Raw genomic sequence first — 18,055 nt, 5'->3', positions numbered from 1 at the left:
GCTAGGCCGCAATCGTGCCCACAAGCGCGGGCTTGGCATCAAGGCCGATTTCCTCAAAGGACATGACCGGGTTGCTGATCCCCTTGGCGGTCAGCAGGCTGCGTAGAAATCGACGGCGGCGCCCCGGAGTGACAAGCGCTGGGAACAGGCCCTTTTGACTGGCGCGGGCCAGTTCCTCGGCGATGCGTTTTGACAGGATTTCAAAGTCTTTCGGCGGGAGTGCGACATCGGGCGTGCCGCGATCGCTGGTCACCTCGCATTCCTCAAACCGTTTTTCCCAATCAGAGGCGAGATGCACCAGCGGGATCGTTCCATCCTCGCGCCGCATCGCTGCAACAAGCTGAAACCCCAGGCGTTGACGCACATGTTCGCAGATCGATTCCGCCGTGTGCCCTTGCCCGCGGGTTTCGGCAATCGCTTCGAGAATAAGCTGAAAATTGCGGATCGACACTTGTTCGTCGAGCAACAGCTTCAACACCTGAAGCAAGGTGTCCATCGGCACCTTGTCTGGCACCGTCTGTTCGATCATCACGCGGTTCGCTTCAGCCCGGCCGGGGTTGGATAGGGCGCTGAGTTCATCCAGCAGCCGCTTGAGCGACTTCATCGTCAAAAGCCGTCCCAGGTTGCGTTTGATCACCTCAAGCAGATGCGTGGCCAGCACTTCGCTGGGTGAGACAACCGTTAGGCCGCTGAGTTGCGCGTCTTCGCGTTCAGCATCCTGTATCCAACGGGCCGGGGCTCCGTAGACTGGCTCTTCGACATCCCTGCCACTGGGCAGGGCCGCTGCACCTTCTGGGATCAGCGCAAGCATCAGGTCTGGATGCAGCACACCGCGCGCCACCTCGACCCCGTGCACCCGCACAACATAGGTGCCATCCTTGAGCATCGCGTCATCGGTCAGGCGCACTTCGGGCATGATGGTGCCAAAGCTCTTGGCAATGTGTGTGCGCATATTGGCAATGCGGGAATCCAGCCCGCTTGCCGGATCGAGCACCATATCAACAAGATCGGGGGCGAATTCGACGTGAATGTCGTCAAGATCAAGAACGTCACCAATCGGGCGGTCTTTGGTAGATAATGGCGTTTCAACAGGGGTCTCATCTGTATCGGTGGGGGCGTTGCGGCTGACCCAATAGGCGAGGCCGCCGAGGATCAGACCACCGGTGAGAAATGGCACGACGGGCAGGCCCGGTATCAGCGCAAACATCACCATAAGAACGGCAACCGTTGCCAAAGCGGCGGGATGGCGACCGAGCTGCGAAGTGATGGCCAGATCCGTTGCGCCGATTGACCCGCCACGCGCCAGAAGCAGTGCGGCGGCGATCGAGATGATGACAGCCGGAATCTGTGTGACCAACCCGTCCCCAACGGTCAGGATCGCGTAGGTTTCAAAGGCTGCACCGATGGGCATGTCGTGCACCACGGTGCCCATGATCAGGCCGACCACGATGTTCAAGAGCGTGATCAAAAGACCAGCAACCGCATCGCCCTTGACGAATTTGGAGGCCCCGTCCAACGATCCGAAGAACGTGGTTTCTTGCAGTTCGCGTTCCCGCCTCGCGCGCGCTTCGGCATGGGTGATGGCCCCTGCCGCCATGTCGCTGTCGATGGCCAATTGTTTGCCGGGCATGCCGTCCAAAGCAAAGCGTGCGCCGACTTCGGCCATGCGCGCGGCCCCTTTGGTGATGACCATGAAGTTGACGATGAGCAACACGCAAAACACCACCAGACCCAGAAACACGCTGCCACCCATGATGAAATCGGCAAAGCCCTGAATCACGTTGCCAGCTGCATCGGTTCCGGTGTGGCCCTGTCCGATGATCAGCTTTGTTGAACTGATGTTCAGCGACAGGCGCAGCATCAGTGATGCCAGAAGGATTGTTGGAAACGCCGAGAAATCCAGCGGGCGTTCGACAAACAACGTCACCGTGAAAATCAAGATTGCCAGCGCGAAAGAGGTCGCCAGACCGATGTCCAGGATAAACGCCGGTACAGGCAGGATCATCATGACGATGACTGCCATGAGCGCGACCGCAAGAACCACGGTTGGTTTGGCGAAAAGTGTCGTAACGCTGCCTCCCATTAGTTTGTCCTGTTAAGGGGAATGAATGGTTGGGCGCCGGTTGCATCTGTAAGGAACGCGGAGCCCGGTCGTGCTGTGCCTTGCCGTCCGAACACGAGCTTTCGGTTTGGCTTGAGCGCTTTCGGTTCTGGCACATCAAGTGTGGCAACGCGTCCGCGCAGGGTGTGGAACTTGGATTTGTAACGCTCGGCAAATTCGGGGGTCCGGCTGTGATAGGCCCCCACTGCTTCGGTCCATGTGCCGAATTCGCGGTAAAGCTGGTTTAGGAAATTGGCAGCATAAAGCGCGTTCAGGTCCGGGTTGAACATATCGTCTAACGACCGAAACCCATCTGCATGCCAGCGGTAATTGATCTGAAAGCACCCGATGTCGATGTTGGATGCACCGCGTTTGATCTTGGAAAATACGTAGGATCGAGCGTCATCCTCAGATGGGAACCAAGATCCGTCACCTGCGTGGTTCACTGTCCAAGGCCAAGGGTCCACGCCCTTGCCCCGGCCCGTTTCCAGCCGGGTGATTGTCAGCATGACATCTAGCGGAACACCCGTTTCCGAAGATGCGCGCTGTGCTGCGGAGTCACACAGGCTTGCACCAGCGTTAGTTGCAGCAAGCGCTGCGACCAACACACCCGATAAGATGGATTTTACCAATATTCCGGTCAACACACGGCCCTCGCATTCTGCGGTTTGGCAGAAGGTACGGGTCAGAGCGTTAGGATTTGGTTACGAACGTCCAAGTTGGGTTAGAAAATCGCCTCGATCAGGACGACCAGCCCGGCACCCACAATTGCACCAACCCCCGTCCAAAGCATCGCGGTCTTGACGGGGCTGTTTTTCGGTTCTGGCGTGCCTTGAGCTTGCGCAATCAGCACTTGCTCCATCAGGCCGGGAAGGCGTGGGCCAAACCGGGCCAGAACAAGCGCGGTCTTCCCAAGATCCTTGGCAAACGCGCCCGGACCAATGCTTTTCTTGATGTAATCTTCGACAATCGGTTGCGCGACGTTCCAGATGTTCATCTTAGGATCAAGCGACCGGGCGACCCCTTCGACCACAACCATCGTGCGTTGAAGCAAGATCAGTTCTGTGCGTGTTTCCATCCCGAACCGTTCCGTCACCTCGAACAGGTAGCTGAGCAGTCGCGCCATCGAAATGCGTGTGGCGTCCATGCCGAAAATCGGCTCTCCGACTGCGCGAAGCGCGCGTGCAAATTCGTCGACATCCCGGTCGTTGGGCACATAGCCCGCTTCGAAATGCACCTCAGCCACGCGTTTGTAATCGCGGCGGATAAAACCATAGAGGATCTCGGCATAGACCCGGCGGGTGTATTCATCGATATGCCCCATAATCCCGAAATCAAGCGCGATGATATCGCCGTTGGGCGCAACCTTGAGGTTGCCCTGATGCATGTCGGCATGGAAAAATCCATCGCGCAGCGCGTGTTGCAGGAACAGCTGAAGCACGCGTTCACTCAGATCCGCGCGGTCGTGACCAGCAGCATCCAACGCGTCGTTGTCGCCAAGCGGAAGTCCTTCGGCCCATTCGAGAGTCATCACGCGGCGGCTCGACAGATCCCACTTGATTGCTGGAAGCTGAAATCCGTCGTCCTGCGCAGTGTTCGCGGCAAATTCGGAGGCTGCCGCGGATTCAAGCCGCAGGTCCAATTCGCCCATGACGACACCTTCGAAATGCGTGATCACATCCAATGGGCGCAAGCGGCGCGACGACGGGGATAACAACTCGATCATGTTTGCGGCAAAGTAGAAGGCGTCGATATCCTTGCGGAAATCCTTTTCGATGTTCGGGCGCAGCACTTTTACGGCGACTGTTTCACCGGTCTGCGCCAGCTTGGCTTTGTGGACCTGCGCAATCGAGGCAGCGGCGACGGGTTCGCTGAATTCTGAAAACACGCTATCGACCGGAACACCAAGTTCATATTCCACCATCGCCTTGGCCTCAGCGACCGAAAAGGGCGGCAGCTTGTCCTGAAGGACGCGCAGTTGTTTGGCCATCTCATCGCCGACAACATCGGGTCGGGTGCTGAGGACCTGACCAAACTTGATATATGCCGGACCCAAGGCCGTCAGGGCGCGGGGGGCCGGTGGGACAGAGGGGTCGCCTTCGTAGCCCAGCCATTTGAACGGCCAGCCCAAAAGCCGGGCCGCGACGCGCAGCGATTTGGGCGCGTCGAAGGCATCAAGTACGACGCCCATCGCACCCGTACGTTCCAGCGTGGCACCCGTACGGATCAGGCGCAGGATGTTGTGTGGCCCTCTCACGTCAGATTTTCCAACCGGAATGCAGGCAGGCGATACCCATGCTCAGGTTCCGGTACTTGGCGTTTTCGAACCCCGCCTCTCGAACCATGCCCAAGAACGTGTCCTGATCAGGGAATTTGCGGATCGATTCCACCAGATACTGATAGCTGTCGCGGTCATTGGCGATGGCCTGACCCAGACGTGGAATGATGTTGAACGAATACAGATCATAGACTTTTTGCATCAATTCGTTAGGGATCTGGTTGAACTCCAGCACCATCAAGCGGCCGCCCGGGCGCAAAACGCGGAACGCCTCGTTCAGGGCTTCCTGAGGGCGCGTCACATTCCGGATGCCGAACGAGATCGTGTAGACATCAAAGCTGTTGTCCTCAAAGGGCAGGTGCATCGCGTCCCCGACAACCCACTCCAGGCTGCCGCTCATCGCGTTAGCCTCGGCGCGCTTGCGGCCTTCGACCAGCATGGGTTCGGTGAGGTCCAGAACGGTCGCGTGCCCACGGCCTGCGCGTTTCAGAAAGCGGAACGAAATGTCGCCGGTTCCGCCTGCCACATCCAAAAGCTTTTGCCCGGCGCGCGGTGCCAGCCAATCCATCATCGCATCCTTCCAGATGCGGTGGATACCGAATGACATGGCGTCGTTCATCACGTCATATTTCGATGCAACAGAGCTGAACACGCCCTGAACACGGCCTGCTTTTTCGGTCTCGGGTACGTCCTGAAATCCGAAATGCGTGGTTGATTGGGTTTCGTCTGCCATAAGCCTTGCCGTTTTGTCTGCCAGAACTTCTTATAGAGCGCCTACACCACGTTACAATGCGACGCGACCAGACAGGATAGCCCAAATGCCCGAATTGCCCGAGGTTGAGACGGTACGACGCGGGCTTGCCCCCGCTATGGAGGGGTACGTCATCGCAATAGCGCAGGTGAACCGTCCTGATCTGCGGTGGCCGTTTCCCGAAAATATGGCGGATCGGCTGACGGGCGCGCGCGTTCTGCGGCTGCGCAGACGGTCGAAATACATCCTTGCCGATCTGGATAGCGGGGAAACCGCATTGATCCATCTTGGCATGTCCGGACGGATGCTGGTGTCGGGTGATCCGTTGGGCCAGTTCGTGCATGACCACCCGGCACCTGAGAAACACGACCATGTTGTCTTGCACATGGACAATGGCGCGCGCATCACCTTCAACGATCCACGTCGCTTTGGCGCGATGGACCTGTTTGCAACAGACGGGGCCGAACAGCACCCCCTGTTGGCGTCCATCGGGCCCGAGCCGTTGGGCAACAGCTTTGATGATGCTTATCTTTTGGCTGCACTCTCCAACCGCAACACACCGATGAAATCCGCGTTGTTGGACCAGAAAACGATCGCGGGCCTGGGCAACATCTACGTATGTGAAGCCCTGTTCAGGGCAAAAATTCACCCAACACGGCCCGCGCGCCGAGTCTCGAAAGACCGGATTTCACGGCTTGTGCCGATCATCCGGGACGTGTTGTCAGAAGCGATTGAAGCGGGCGGGTCGTCCTTGCGGGATTTCCGGCAAGCCGATGGGGAGCTGGGGTATTTTCAGCACAGCTTTGATGTCTATGGCCGTGAGGGTGAACCGTGTCGCACCCCCGGATGTGACACGGAGATCCGTCGGATTGTGCAATCGGGACGCTCGACCTTTTATTGCCCGACTTGCCAGAGGTAGCGCGAAAAGAGAGCTTGAACGGTACCAGCCAGATGCGTAAGGCTGCACGCCACAGATCACCGAACGGAGCCCGACCTCATGGCTTATGAGACGATCATCGTCGAAATCGAAGATCACGTTGCCACCATCAAACTCAACCGGCCAGACGCGCTGAATGCGCTCAACAGTCAGTTGTTGTCTGAATTGGCAAGCGCGCTCGAAGACGCAGACGCCAATGAGAAAGTGCGCTGCATCATCCTAACCGGCTCTGCCAAAGCATTCGCTGCGGGTGCTGACATCAAAGAAATGTCGGAAAAGACCTTTGTCGAGATGTTCATGTCCGACTTCTTCGGCTCTGAATCCCAAGCGGTCTGCAAGGTGCGCAAACCGATCATCGCGGCTGTGTCCGGCTACGCGCTGGGCGGCGGATGCGAATTGGCGATGATGTGCGACTTCATCATTGCGGCTGACACGGCCAAGTTTGGCCAGCCCGAAATCAACTTGGGCGTCGTGGCAGGTATCGGCGGCACGCAACGTCTGACCCGGTATGTTGGGAAATCTAAATCCATGGACATGCATCTTACCGGGCGGTTCATGGACGCAGAAGAAGCCGAACGCTCTGGCCTTGTCAGCCGTGTCGTTCCTGCGAAATCGCTGATGGAAGAGGCGCAATCCGCCGCCTCCAAGATCGCTGAGAAATCCATGCTGGCCACATTCGCCGTCAAAGAGGCGGTGAACCGTGCCTACGAGACAACGCTGAGTGAAGGTTTGCTGGCTGAACGCCGCCTGTTCCATTCGCTGTTCGCTACCGAAGACCAGAAAGAAGGCATGGCGGCCTTTCTTGAAAAACGTACGGCCCAGTTCCGCGACAGATAATCGCGAAAAGGGGTCTTTTCACAAAGGCCATCTGGGGCTATACGCCTCGTCACATGCGTGTGCTGCCCGCTTAGGCAAGATTCGATCCGGTCGTTGGTTCCGGGCGTGCAGTTTTATGCAAACCTATTTGAACCAAACGAACCAGGATACATCACATGGCCAATTCGCCCCAAGCAAAGAAGCGCGCAAAGCAAAACGAAAAGCGTTTCGCCATCAATAAAGCGCGTCGTTCGCGCATTCGTACATTCCTCCGCAAAGTCGAAGAAGCAATCGCATCCGGCGATAAAGAAGCTGCGACTGCTGCTCTTCGCGCCGCTCAGCCCGAAATCATGCGTGGCGTGACCAAAGGTGTGTTCCACAAAAACACCGCATCGCGCAAAGTGTCCCGGCTGTCATCGCGGGTCAAATCCCTCGGCTGAGAATCGTTAGCTGACCAAACTGGGATTGAAAATCAAGACGCTGCTTCATCCGAAGTGGCGTTTTTTTATGGCGCTTGCGCAGCTTTGCACCGGTCAGAGATTCTTTTCCGGCTTTGTCTGAGTCAACAACGAAGTTCAGTTGATGGGCCTTCGTCTGGGCTTATAACTCGTACTTGCGAGTCACATCGCGTTCAGGGGGACAGGCCCCGTTAGTGCAAATTCAGCAAAGACATTTGCTTGGATTTTGGCACGACGGTGAAAGTCGATTAACGGTCGACAGCTACGTCCATATTGATGTTAAGGGCTTTGACCAACTCCACGTTGCCAGGTGTTGTTTTATCCCAGTTTCAGAACACCCAGTTCGCTCTGGGTGTCCTGCACGCGTTGATCCCGCGATGTGCCGTATGGGGGGCCAATGATGTCCACCGGTTTAGGGGAAACGCATGTGGAACAACATGCCGACAGTGGAACAGGGACAAATGACGCAAGACCAGTGGGGAGCAATCCGGGATGAACTCCATCAGACAATGGGTACCAACAGTTTCCAAAGCTGGATAGAACCACTGAGCTATATTGGTGTGGACGAGGGTATTGCCCGGTTCCGTGTGCCAACGAATTTTTTCGGCAACTACGTGTCCCAGAACTATGGTGATATGCTGTTGTCCAAGGTCGCTCGGATCAGCCCCTCAATCCGTCGTATCGTGTTTGACACGGTCACAGACACCCAAAGTGCGCGTCTCTGCGTCGAAGACGCTCCGACTCCTGTTGAACCCATTGCGGCGCCTGCTGTTCAGGTCAAGGCCCAAGCGCTGACTGACACGTTACATGGGTCGCCGCTTGATAAACGGTTCACATTCGACTCCTTCGTTGTCGGTAAACCCAACGAGCTGGCGCATGCCGCCGCGCGCCGTGTCGCCGAAGGTGGCCCTGTCACTTTCAACCCACTCTTCCTGTATGGGGGCGTGGGTCTGGGCAAAACGCACCTCATGCACGCTATCGCCTGGGAGCTGCGCACCCGGCATCCGCACCTCAACGTGCTCAACCTGTCGGCGGAACAGTTCATGTACCGATTTGTTCAGGCGCTGCGGGATCGCAAGATGATGGACTTCAAGGAATTGTTCCGCTCTGTCGATGTTTTGATGGTCGATGATGTTCAGTTCATCGCGGGCAAGGACAGCACGCAGGAAGAGTTTTTCCACACGTTCAATGCGCTTGTGGATCAGCACAAGCAGATCATCATTTCCGCAGACCGCGCCCCGGACGAGATCAAGGATCTTGAGAACCGTATCCGATCGCGCCTGCAAAGCGGGTTGGTCGTTGATCTGCACCCAACCGATTACGAACTGCGCCTTGGTATCCTCCAGTCCAAATCCGAGATGTATTCGCGCATGTATCCCGACCTCGAAGTCGAACGTGGGATTCTTGAATTCCTTGCGGCCCGTATCGTCAGCAATGTGCGTATCCTCGAAGGCGCACTGACCCGTCTGTTCGCCTTTGCATCGCTTGTCGGCAAGCCGATCTCGATGGATTTGACCCAAGAATGTCTGACTGACATCCTTCGTGTATCGGAACGCAAAGTGTCGATTGAAGAGATTCAGCGCAAGGTCGCGGATCATTACCTAATCCGCCATTCTGATCTGGTTGGTCCCAAGCGCGTGCGCACGTTTGCCAGGCCCCGTCAGATTGCGATGTATTTGTGCAAGCAATTGACCACGCGGTCCCTGCCAGAAATCGGCCGTCACTTTGGCGGGCGTGACCACACAACGGTCATGCACGGCGTAAAGCGTATCGAAGAGCTAAAAAAACAGGACGCTCAGATCGCAGAAGACGTCGAATTGCTGCGTCGGGCGCTTGAGGCCTGAGTCAAACACACAACATTTGCCAACATGGCGCGCGTTCCTGCGCGCCTGCCCTTGACCCTGCGCGCAATACGCCCAAGAAATTGCAAAACAAGGGCTTGGAGAGCGACCCTGATGCGGGTTACTGTCGGCGTCCGGCCAGTCGGGGGATAAACGCATGAAATTCAGCATGGAACGCGGAACACTGCTTAAGGCGGTGTCGCAAGCGCAGTCCGTCGTGGAACGCCGCAATACCATTCCGATCTTGGCCAACGTCCTGATCGAAGCGGATGGCGAAACCGTCCAGTTCCGCGCGACGGACCTTGATATCGAAGTGGTGGATCGCGCCTTGGCTCAGGTCGAACGCGCCGGATCAACCACGGTGTCGGCTGTGACGCTGCATGAAATTGTGCGCAAACTGCCCGATGGCGCGCTTGTATCGGTGTCCGAAGACAGCGCAACTGGCCGTCTGACAGTCGAGGCGGGGCGGTCTAACTTCTCGCTTGCGACACTGCCGAAAGAAGACTTCCCGGTCATGGCATCGTCGGAATATAGCGCGAACTTCTCGGCCCCTGCGCCGGTTCTGCGCCGCTTGTTCGACAAGTCGAAGTTCGCGATCTCGACCGAGGAAACCCGCTACTATCTCAACGGTGTCTACATGCACGTCGCTGATGGCGAAGCCGGCAAGGTTTTGCGCTGTGTGGCGACCGATGGTCACCGTCTTGCCCGCATCGACGCGCCCCTGCCAAAAGGGGCCGACGATATGCCCGGTGTGATCGTACCGCGCAAAACCGTAGGCGAGATGCGCAAGCTGCTGGATGACGACGACATGCAGATCGCTGTGTCGGTGTCAGAAACCAAGGTGCGCTTTGCCACGCCGGACATCACACTGACGTCCAAGGTCATTGACGGTACCTTTCCCGACTACACGCGTGTGATCCCACAGGGCAACACACGCCGCCTTGAAGTGGACGCAGCGGAATTCGCCAAAGCCGTGGACCGGGTTGCCACCGTGTCTTCGGAACGGTCGCGTGCGGTGAAACTTTCATTGGACGAAGACCGCCTGATCCTGTCGGTCAATGCGCCCGACAGCGGGGCTGCCGAAGAAGAACTTGCCGTTGCGTATGGGGATGATCGCTTGGAAATTGGCTTCAACGCGAAGTACCTCTTGGAAATTGCCAGCCAGGTGGACCGCGAAAACGCGGTGTTCATGTTCAACTCTGCTGGTGACCCGACATTGATGCGCGAAGGCAATGACACCAGCGCGGTTTACGTCGTCATGCCGATGCGCGTTTGACGCATCAGCGCCTTTGAACGGGGGCGCTGTTGCCACTTTATCTCAACCGCCTCACGCTTTCGCATTTTCGGTCTCATCTGCATGTGTCGCTTGAACCCGACGCAAGGCCAGTTGTGCTGTACGGTCTGAATGGCGCAGGCAAAACCAATCTGATCGAAGCGGTATCGCTGTTTTCCCCCGGTCGTGGGATGCGCCGCGCTTCGGCGCAGGACATGACCCGCCGCCCCGAAGCGTTGGGCTGGAAGGTCAACGGTCTGGTAGAAACCCCCGAGGGCCTTCAGGATATCGCGTTTCAGTCGGAACAGGGTGCGCCACGTCAGGTCAGGATCAACGACAAGCCCGCAGCCCAGACCCGCCTTGGCGAACTGGTGCGCGTTTTGTGGCTCTTGCCGTCGATGGACCGGCTTTGGATCGAAGGGGCCGAAGGGCGGCGCAGGTTTCTGGACCGCATGACGCTCAGCTTTTTCCCGAACCATGGCGATGTGTCGTTGACCTATGAAAAAGCCATGCGCGAACGCAACCGGCTGCTCAAGGATCAGGTGCGCGATCCAATGTGGTACAAGGCTTTGGAGGCGCAGATGGCGCAGACAGGCGCTGTGATCCATGCGAACCGGCAGCGCGCGCTTGACCGGATCGCCGAGGCCCAAGATCAGGCCAGCACGCAGTTTCCGGCGGCACAGCTTGATCTGGTGCAAACCGAAGGCACGATGCCCGAAACTGCTGATGATCTGCGCGTCGCGTTCGAGGAAAGCCGCTTTCGTGATCTGGCTGCGGGGCGCACCCTTGTTGGCCCGCACCGCGCTGACCTCTATGGGGTTTTCGCGGCCAAAGGCGTTCCTGCCGCTGACAGCTCGACGGGAGAGCAAAAAGCGCTGCTGATCTCGCTCGTGCTGGCCAACGCGCGCGCGTTGGTCAAGGATTTCGGGGCACCGCCAATTGTCCTTTTGGACGAGGTCGCAGCGCATCTTGATGCCAGCCGTCGGTCCGCGCTTTACGATGAAATCTCGGCGCTGGGCGCGCAAGCGTGGATGACAGGCACAGGCCCTGAGTTGTTCACAGAACTTGGGTCGCGCGCCCAGTATTTTGAAGTGACCGAAACAAGCACAGGCACAATCGTGTCCGCCCGTGACGGCCTTTGACAAACTGTCTGCCAGATAAATCCGCCGACCGCTAAATCTTGTGTCAGTCGCGTGACAACCCTTTGGCTTTCGCGTATAAAATCACCAGAATAACAAAGGGCATTTCCATGGCAGACCCCGCACAGGCTCCCGAAGAATACGGCGCAGATTCTATCAAGGTTCTCAGGGGCTTGGAGGCTGTCCGTAAACGTCCGGGAATGTATATCGGCGATACCGACGATGGGTCGGGTCTGCACCACATGGTGTATGAAGTCGTCGACAACGGTATTGATGAGGCTTTGGCCGGGCATGCCGACTTTGTGCAGGTGAAAATCCACGCCGATAACAGTGTTTCGGTACGTGACAACGGACGTGGAATTCCTGTCGATATCCATGAAGAGGAAGGCGTGTCGGCGGCTGAGGTCATCATGACCCAGCTACACGCAGGCGGCAAATTCGACCAGAACTCCTACAAAGTGTCCGGTGGCCTGCACGGTGTGGGTGTGTCGGTGGTGAACGCGCTGTCCGACTGGCTGGAACTTCGCGTCTGGCGCAACGGTAAGGAACACATCGCGCGGTTCGAACGCGGCGATACTGTCAAGCACCTCGAAGTGGTTGGGGACGCAAATGGCAACAAGGGCACCGAAGTGCGCTTTCTGGCCTCGCTTACGACCTTTTCCAATCATGACTACGATTTTCACACGCTGGAAAAGCGCCTGCGCGAACTGGCGTTCCTGAATTCCGGCGTGCGCATCATTCTGGAAGATGAGCGCCCGGCGGAACCGCTCAAATCCGAGCTGTTTTATGAAGGCGGTGTTCGGGAATTCGTGAAATATCTCGACCGCTCCAAAGCCCCGGTCATGCCCGAGCCGATCTTCATGGTCGGTGATCGCGATGGCATCGGTGTAGAGGTGGCGATGTGGTGGAACGACAGCTATCATGAGACTGTCCTGCCCTTTACCAACAATATCCCGCAGCGCGATGGCGGCACGCATATGGCGGGTTTCCGCGGCGCGCTGACACGGACGATCAACAATTACGCGCAGTCCTCGGGCATTGCGAAAAAGGAAAAAGTCAATTTCACAGGCGACGACGCCCGTGAGGGTTTGACCTGTGTCTTGTCGGTCAAAGTGCCCGACCCAAAATTCTCGAGCCAAACCAAGGACAAGCTGGTTTCGTCCGAAGTCCGTCCGGCCGTTGAAAGCCTTGTGAACGAAAAGCTGGCTGAATGGTTCGAGGAAAACCCGAACGAGGCCAAGCGCATCGTCGGTAAGATCGTTGAAGCCGCGCTTGCCCGCGAAGCCGCGCGCAAGGCGCGGGAACTGACCCGTCGCAAGACAGCGATGGATGTGAACTTTTTGGCTGGCAAGCTCAAGGATTGTTCGGAAAAGGACCCGTCGCAAACAGAACTCTTCCTCGTCGAGGGTGACAGCGCGGGGGGATCGGCCCAGACTGGTCGTGACCGCCGCACACAAGCCATTTTGCCGCTGAAAGGTAAAATCCTGAACGTCGAGCGCGCGCGCTTTGACCGGATGCTGGGAAGCCAGGAAATCGGCAACCTCGTGATGGCGCTTGGCACCGGGATCGGGCGCGATGAATTCAACATCTCGAAACTGCGCTACCACAAGATCGTCATCATGACCGACGCCGACGTGGACGGCGCGCATATTCGAACCCTGCTTCTGACGTTTTTTTACCGTCAGATGCCCGAATTGATCGACGGTGGATATCTCTATATCGCCCAGCCGCCGCTTTACAAAGTCATGCGTGGCAAATCCGAGGTGTACCTCAAGGATCAAACCGCGATGGAAGAATACCTGATTCAGCAGGGCACAGATGGTGCACAGCTTGTGCAGGGCAATGGCGAGGCCATTCTGGGTCAGGATCTTGTGCGCGTGGTCGAAGAGGCGCGCCAGCTCAAACGTGTTCTGGATGCCTTCCCGACGCATTATCCCCGCCATATCCTCGAGCAATCGGCGATTGCCGGGGCGTTCGTTCCGGGCGCTGTGGATGCCGATTTGCAAGGCGTGGCCGACAAGGTTGCGACACGGCTGGATCTGATTGCGCTCGAATACGAACGGGGTTGGCAAGGCCGGATCACGCAGGACCGGGGTTTCCGCCTCGCGCGGATCTTGCGCGGTGTCGAAGAAGTGCGGACCCTGGATGGCCCGATGCTTCGGTCCGGTGAGGCGCGCAAGACCGGCAGCTTTACGCAAAGCCTGCAAGCGGTCTACGACAAGCCTGCGCAATTGGTCCGCAAGGATCGAAAGCAGATGATCTACGGCCCGCTGGACCTTTTGCATGCAATTCTCGAAGAGGGTGAGCGGGGGCTGACCTATCAGCGCTACAAAGGTCTGGGCGAAATGAACCCTGATCAGCTATGGGAAACCACGCTGGACCCCGACGCGCGGACGCTGTTGCAGGTCAAGGTCGACGACATGACCGAAGCGGATGACCTGTTCACAAAGCTGATGGGCGATGTGGTTGAACCGCGCCGCGAGTTTATCCAGCAGAACGCGCTCAGTGTCGAAAACCTAGACTTCTGATCGGTTTCAAATTGGCTGCGCCAATCAGACGGGTGCGAGGGGATTTACCCCTCGCGCTCATCAGGATATTTTTCAACCAGAGAAGAACAGGCACGCGACCTCTGGTCGTTTGTGGGTTCTGCTTCTAGCATCTCAGAAATTTTCGCGTAAGGGAGAGCGAGCCATTATGGATCTGGGAATGTCGGAGCGCGTTAAAACGCTTGTCGAAAATGTCCGCGCAATGGTTGAGACCGAGATTGCGCCACTGGACGCAGAATATCACGCAGAAGTGGGCAAGCATCCGTCCGGTAACAGATTCCAGCACACAGATCGGCAGATTGAAATCCTTGATGGGCTTAAGGCCAAGGCCAAGGAACGCGGTCTTTGGAATTTCTGGCTGACGGAAAGTGACAAGGGGCATGGCCTGAGCACTGTGGAATATGCCTATCTGGCAGAGGAGATGGGCAAGGTGCATCTTGCCGCCGAGGTGTTCAACTGCTCGGCCCCCGATACTGGCAATATGGAAGTGTTGGAGCGTTACGGCGCGGATTGGATGAAAGAGCGCTGGCTGACCCGGTTGCTCGACGGGGATATTCGGTCGGCTTATGTGATGACCGAACCCGATGTCGCGTCGTCCGACGCCGCGCAACTGGCGTTCGAAGCCAAGAAAGATGGCGATGCTTGGGTACTGAACGGCGAGAAATACTGGATCTCGGGGGCCGGTGATCCGCGCTGTGCGCTTTATATTCTGATGGCCTGTTCTGACCCAGATGCCGCCAAGCACAGCCGCCATACGATGTTCGTGATGGATGCCGACACACCCGGCATTGAGGTGCTGCGCCCGATGCACGTGTTTGGTCAGGACGACGCTCCGCATGGGCACATGCATCTGAGATTCACCAATGTGCGTATCCCGTCGCGGAACATTGTTCTTGGCGAAGGGCGCGGGTTTGAGGTTGCGCAAGGGCGGCTTGGGCCGGGGCGCATTCACCATTGCATGCGGTCCATTGGCCTTGCTGAAAAGGCGCTCGAACTGATGTGCAAACGCGGCTTGCACCGCGAGGCGTTTGGTAAGCCGATCATCGAATTGGGTGCCAATTACGACATTATTGCCAACGCCCGTATGGAGATCGAACAGGCGCGCCTTTTGTGCCTCAAGGCGGCGTGGATGATGGAAACCCAAGGGACCCGGGCTGCCCAGCCTTGGATCAGCCAAATCAAGGTGGTGGCTCCGCTCATGTCGCTCAAGGTGGTGGATGAGGCGATGCAGCTTTTTGGCGGATCGGGTATCAGCCAGGACACGCCGCTTTGGAGGATGTGGACTCATCTGCGCACGCTTCGGTTCGCGGATGGCCCAGATGCGGTGCACCGCCGTCAAGTCGCCCGCGCGGAACTGCGCAAATACACCAACTCATGACCGCAGCACCGTTCGATCTTGTGGCGGTTGAGGCGTGGATGGCCGCAAATGTGCCTGACTTTCGGGGGCCTGTCCGGGTTGAGAAATTTGCAACCGGGCAGTCCAACCCAACGTTCAAATTGACCGGGGCATCCGGTGCTTATGTGCTGCGCCGCAAGCCACCCGGCCTGTTGCTGAAGTCTGCCCATGCGGTAGACCGCGAATTTCGCGTGCAGCGTGCCTTGGCAGCCTCGGATGTGCCGGTGGCTCGGATGCACGCGCTTTGCGAGGACGAGTCACTGATCGGGTCCATGTTCTATGTGATGGAGTATGTTGCGGGGCGCAGCTTTGTCGATCCACGTGTTCCAGATCTGAGTGTTGCAGATCGCACCCTGCTTTTTGATGACATGAACCGCGTGCTTGCCGCGATCCATTCTGTTGATCTCGACGGCTCAGGATTGACGGATTACGGTCCGCAGGGAAATTACTACCAGCGGCAGATTGACCGTTGGACCAAGCAGTACCGCGCAAGCGAGACAGACGTGATCCCCGATATGGACGCGCTGATCGATTGGTTGCATGCTAATCTGCCACCCGATGATGGGTGGGTCACGCTGGTGCATGGCGACTACCGCATCGACAACCTGCTATTTGCGCCTGACAGCCCCACTTGTATCGCGGTCCTTGATTGGGAATTATCCACGCTGGGCCATCCGTTTGCCGATCTTGCCGCCGTTATCATGCAATGGTCATTGCCGCCTGGAAACACCGGACGTGGGCTCGCAGGGGTGGATCGACAGGCGCTTGGTATCCCGGAGGACGCTGCTTTTGTTGATGCGTATTGTGCGCGGATGGGGCTTGCCGGGATCGAGCGCTTTGGGTTTTACCTTGCGTTTTGTTTCTTCCGCATGGCCTCGATCTTGCAAGGCGTGAAACGCCGGGCGCTGGATGGCAATGCGTCAAATCCCGAACGCGCATTGGAGCTTGGCGCATTGGTTCCTGCCTTTGCGCAAGGCGGATTGCATGCGGCCAAGTCAGCCTAGGGCATAGTTTGGGTGATACTGGTCGGGCTGAGAGGATTCGAACCTCCGACCCCCTGCTCCCGAAGCAGGTGCGCTACCAGGCTGCGCTACAGCCCGACCGTGCACGGGGAACTACTGCCCACGTGTGTGTTTGACAAGCCTTGATTTGGGCTTGGAACCGCGAATTCGCGCCGGGCGCGTATGGACCTGTACCGGGGTTTCCACTGTTCCAGCCTGTGCGCAGACAATAAGAGCGACCGGATCAAATGATGCCTTTGCAAGCATCCAAAACGGATAACTCCGACGAATCTCTGTATTGCCATGCTTTTGCGCAAGACTGCGCTAGATTTCGTGATACGGCAAAGTGCCGAAGACAAAAGGAGATGCATCATGCAAGGACTTGCACGCTGCGCAATGATCGTCGTGATGCTCGGGCTGCCGCTTGACGTTGCCGCGCAGGGCGGACCTGCAGGTGTTTCAACGGAATTCGTGTCAACCAGCACGATGGCTGAAACCGTGACCGTCTTTGGAGAGGTGGTTGCCGGGCGTGAAAGCGCGGTAGCTGCGCGCGTTGGTGGCGTTGCCCAGGAGGTGCCGGTCCGCGTGGGTGATCGGGTTGCCAAAGGAGATTTGCTGGCCAGCCTAGATACCGAACTGCTCGAGATCGAAATGGCCCAAGCCCAGGCCCAGATTGCTATCGCCGAAGCCGGTATCGCAGTATCGGCAGCGCGTCTGGACCGTGCAGAAAAAGCGTTCCGCCGGGCAGAGACCTTGCGGCAGAATTCCACCATCGCTGAAGCGCAGCTTGAAGAGCGCGCAAGTGATTTTGCAGAAGCAAATGGTTCCCAGCAAGAAGCGCAGGCGCGCATTCAGGCGTCCATAAATGCGCTGGAACAAGCTCGCTACCGGCTCGACAATGCGGTGGTCCGTGCGCCGTTTGATGCGGTTGTGCTTGAGGTCGCCACGGAGGTGGGTCAGTTCATTCCGGCAGGCAGTCAGGTGGCCACGCTGATTGACACCAGCGCACTTGAGATCGAAGCCAACGTGCCCGCCCGATACGTCGGCGCCCTGCGCGAGGATCAGATGGTCACGGCCACAACAGATATCGGTGACACCGTGTCTTTGGCCTTGCGGGCCATACTGCCCACCGAATTTGCGGCAACGCGCACCCGGCCGGTCCGTTTTGCATTGGCGGACCCGGATGCCAATATCGCTGTTGGCCAGACGGTGACGCTTGATGTGCCCATCAGCGCCCCGCGTGAGGTTCTTGTGGTGCCCAAAGATGCGCTTGTTCAGGCGCAGGGCGGCTGGAGCGTGTTCGTTAATCAAGACGGCAAAGCCATGCCCCGCACGGTTGAGATTGGTGTGGCGCTAAACAATTCCTTCGAGATCCTGTCTGGCTTGTCCGAAGGCGACGAAGTTGTGGTGCGCGGCAACGAACGTCTGCGTCCGGGACAAGATATCGCGCCGACTGGTCCGCCAGCAGAAGTGGCACCGGCTGCGGGAGCGCCTGATGAAACCGGCAGCAAAGGCTAA

General features: G+C 57.8%; 14 protein-coding genes and 1 tRNA gene. 10 read left to right on the top strand and 5 right to left on the bottom strand.

What is annotated here, in order from left to right; all coding sequences use genetic code 11:
• Window position 1: 1 nt before the first annotated feature.
• From flhA to ubiE, 4 genes are all read right to left on the bottom strand, one after another.
• Window positions 2-2,023, bottom strand: coding sequence for a flagellar biosynthesis protein FlhA (flhA, locus tag ACSHXH_RS05390; RefSeq protein ID WP_435670748.1), 2,022 nt, complete (start codon window positions 2,021-2,023; stop codon window positions 2-4).
• Between the two features lie 59 nt (window positions 2,024-2,082).
• Window positions 2,083-2,748 carry a transglycosylase SLT domain-containing protein gene (locus tag ACSHXH_RS05385; protein ID WP_435670747.1) on the bottom strand — a complete coding sequence of 222 codons (666 nt, stop codon included), beginning with the start codon at window positions 2,746-2,748 and terminating at the stop codon, window positions 2,083-2,085.
• Between the two features lie 77 nt (window positions 2,749-2,825).
• On the bottom strand, window positions 2,826-4,358 hold the full coding sequence (gene ubiB, locus ACSHXH_RS05380) for a 2-polyprenylphenol 6-hydroxylase (RefSeq protein ID WP_435670746.1): 1,533 nt from the start codon (window positions 4,356-4,358) through the stop codon (window positions 2,826-2,828).
• A gap of 1 nt (window position 4,359) precedes the next feature.
• Window positions 4,360-5,112 (bottom strand): bifunctional demethylmenaquinone methyltransferase/2-methoxy-6-polyprenyl-1,4-benzoquinol methylase UbiE, encoded by a 753-nt coding sequence (ubiE, locus tag ACSHXH_RS05375; protein ID WP_435670745.1) that lies wholly within the window; start codon window positions 5,110-5,112, stop codon window positions 4,360-4,362.
• Between the two features lie 85 nt (window positions 5,113-5,197).
• On the opposite strand from ubiE, the gene mutM reads away from it, so the two are divergent.
• The 9 genes from mutM to ACSHXH_RS05330 all read left to right on the top strand — a co-directional run bounded on the left by mutM (window position 5,198) and on the right by ACSHXH_RS05330 (window position 16,540).
• Window positions 5,198-6,049 (top strand): bifunctional DNA-formamidopyrimidine glycosylase/DNA-(apurinic or apyrimidinic site) lyase, encoded by an 852-nt coding sequence (mutM, locus tag ACSHXH_RS05370; RefSeq protein WP_435670744.1) that lies wholly within the window; start codon window positions 5,198-5,200, stop codon window positions 6,047-6,049.
• A 78-nt stretch (window positions 6,050-6,127) separates the two neighbouring features.
• Window positions 6,128-6,904: an enoyl-CoA hydratase gene (locus tag ACSHXH_RS05365; RefSeq protein WP_435670743.1), complete on the top strand. Its 777-nt coding sequence runs from the start codon at window positions 6,128-6,130 to the stop codon at window positions 6,902-6,904.
• Between the two features lie 155 nt (window positions 6,905-7,059).
• Complete coding sequence (rpsT, locus tag ACSHXH_RS05360) at window positions 7,060-7,323, top strand: 30S ribosomal protein S20 (RefSeq protein WP_435670742.1); 264 nt, start codon at window positions 7,060-7,062, stop codon at window positions 7,321-7,323.
• A gap of 479 nt (window positions 7,324-7,802) precedes the next feature.
• Window positions 7,803-9,185 (top strand): chromosomal replication initiator protein DnaA, encoded by a 1,383-nt coding sequence (gene dnaA, locus ACSHXH_RS05355; protein ID WP_435671001.1) that lies wholly within the window; start codon window positions 7,803-7,805, stop codon window positions 9,183-9,185.
• A gap of 154 nt (window positions 9,186-9,339) precedes the next feature.
• Window positions 9,340-10,458: a DNA polymerase III subunit beta gene (dnaN, locus tag ACSHXH_RS05350; protein ID WP_435670741.1), complete on the top strand. Its 1,119-nt coding sequence runs from the start codon at window positions 9,340-9,342 to the stop codon at window positions 10,456-10,458.
• Between the two features lie 29 nt (window positions 10,459-10,487).
• Window positions 10,488-11,597, top strand: coding sequence for a DNA replication/repair protein RecF (gene recF, locus ACSHXH_RS05345; protein WP_435670740.1), 1,110 nt, complete (start codon window positions 10,488-10,490; stop codon window positions 11,595-11,597).
• Window positions 11,598-11,704: 107 nt separating this feature from the next.
• On the top strand, window positions 11,705-14,122 hold the full coding sequence (gene gyrB / locus ACSHXH_RS05340) for a DNA topoisomerase (ATP-hydrolyzing) subunit B (RefSeq protein ID WP_435670739.1): 2,418 nt from the start codon (window positions 11,705-11,707) through the stop codon (window positions 14,120-14,122).
• Window positions 14,123-14,288: 166 nt separating this feature from the next.
• On the top strand, window positions 14,289-15,518 hold the full coding sequence (locus ACSHXH_RS05335; RefSeq protein ID WP_435670738.1) for an acyl-CoA dehydrogenase family protein: 1,230 nt from the start codon (window positions 14,289-14,291) through the stop codon (window positions 15,516-15,518).
• A complete protein-coding gene (locus ACSHXH_RS05330) occupies window positions 15,515-16,540 on the top strand; it encodes a phosphotransferase family protein (RefSeq protein WP_435670737.1) in 1,026 nt (341 codons plus the stop codon). The genes ACSHXH_RS05335 and ACSHXH_RS05330 overlap by 4 nt, the downstream gene beginning before the upstream one ends.
• A 19-nt stretch (window positions 16,541-16,559) precedes the next feature.
• On the opposite strand, the gene ACSHXH_RS05325 is transcribed toward ACSHXH_RS05330, so the two are convergent.
• Window positions 16,560-16,636: transfer RNA gene (locus ACSHXH_RS05325), tRNA-Pro, on the bottom strand.
• 273 nt (window positions 16,637-16,909) lie between these two features.
• Between ACSHXH_RS05325 and ACSHXH_RS05320 the strand changes: the two genes are divergently transcribed.
• Window positions 16,910-18,055 carry an efflux RND transporter periplasmic adaptor subunit gene (locus tag ACSHXH_RS05320; protein WP_435670736.1) on the top strand — a complete coding sequence of 382 codons (1,146 nt, stop codon included), beginning with the start codon at window positions 16,910-16,912 and terminating at the stop codon, window positions 18,053-18,055.

The organism is Marivita sp., assembly GCF_051251565.1.
Lineage (GTDB): Bacteria > Pseudomonadota > Alphaproteobacteria > Rhodobacterales > Rhodobacteraceae > Marivita.
The sequence above is the reverse complement of the archived record's forward strand: the minus strand, read 5'-3'. Positions and strand labels throughout refer to the sequence as shown.

Bases quoted from the DNA above. Each gene is read 5' to 3' on its own strand.
- gyrB (WP_435670739.1), top strand. From the start codon at position 11,705: ATGGCAGACCCCGCACAGGCTCCCGAAGAATACGGCGCAGATTCTATC.
- mutM (WP_435670744.1), top strand. From the start codon at position 5,198: ATGCCCGAATTGCCCGAGGTTGAGACGGTACGACGCGGGCTTGCCCCC.
- rpsT (WP_435670742.1), top strand. From the start codon at position 7,060: ATGGCCAATTCGCCCCAAGCAAAGAAGCGCGCAAAGCAAAACGAAAAG.
- ACSHXH_RS05365 (WP_435670743.1), top strand. From the start codon at position 6,128: ATGGCTTATGAGACGATCATCGTCGAAATCGAAGATCACGTTGCCACC.
- ACSHXH_RS05335 (WP_435670738.1), top strand. From the start codon at position 14,289: ATGGATCTGGGAATGTCGGAGCGCGTTAAAACGCTTGTCGAAAATGTC.
- dnaA (WP_435671001.1), top strand. From the start codon at position 7,803: ATGACGCAAGACCAGTGGGGAGCAATCCGGGATGAACTCCATCAGACA.
- flhA (WP_435670748.1), bottom strand. From the start codon at position 2,023: ATGGCAGTCATCGTCATGATGATCCTGCCTGTACCGGCGTTTATCCTG.
- ACSHXH_RS05330 (WP_435670737.1), top strand. From the start codon at position 15,515: ATGACCGCAGCACCGTTCGATCTTGTGGCGGTTGAGGCGTGGATGGCC.
- ubiE (WP_435670745.1), bottom strand. From the start codon at position 5,112: ATGGCAGACGAAACCCAATCAACCACGCATTTCGGATTTCAGGACGTA.
- dnaN (WP_435670741.1), top strand. From the start codon at position 9,340: ATGAAATTCAGCATGGAACGCGGAACACTGCTTAAGGCGGTGTCGCAA.
- ACSHXH_RS05320 (WP_435670736.1), top strand. From the start codon at position 16,910: ATGCAAGGACTTGCACGCTGCGCAATGATCGTCGTGATGCTCGGGCTG.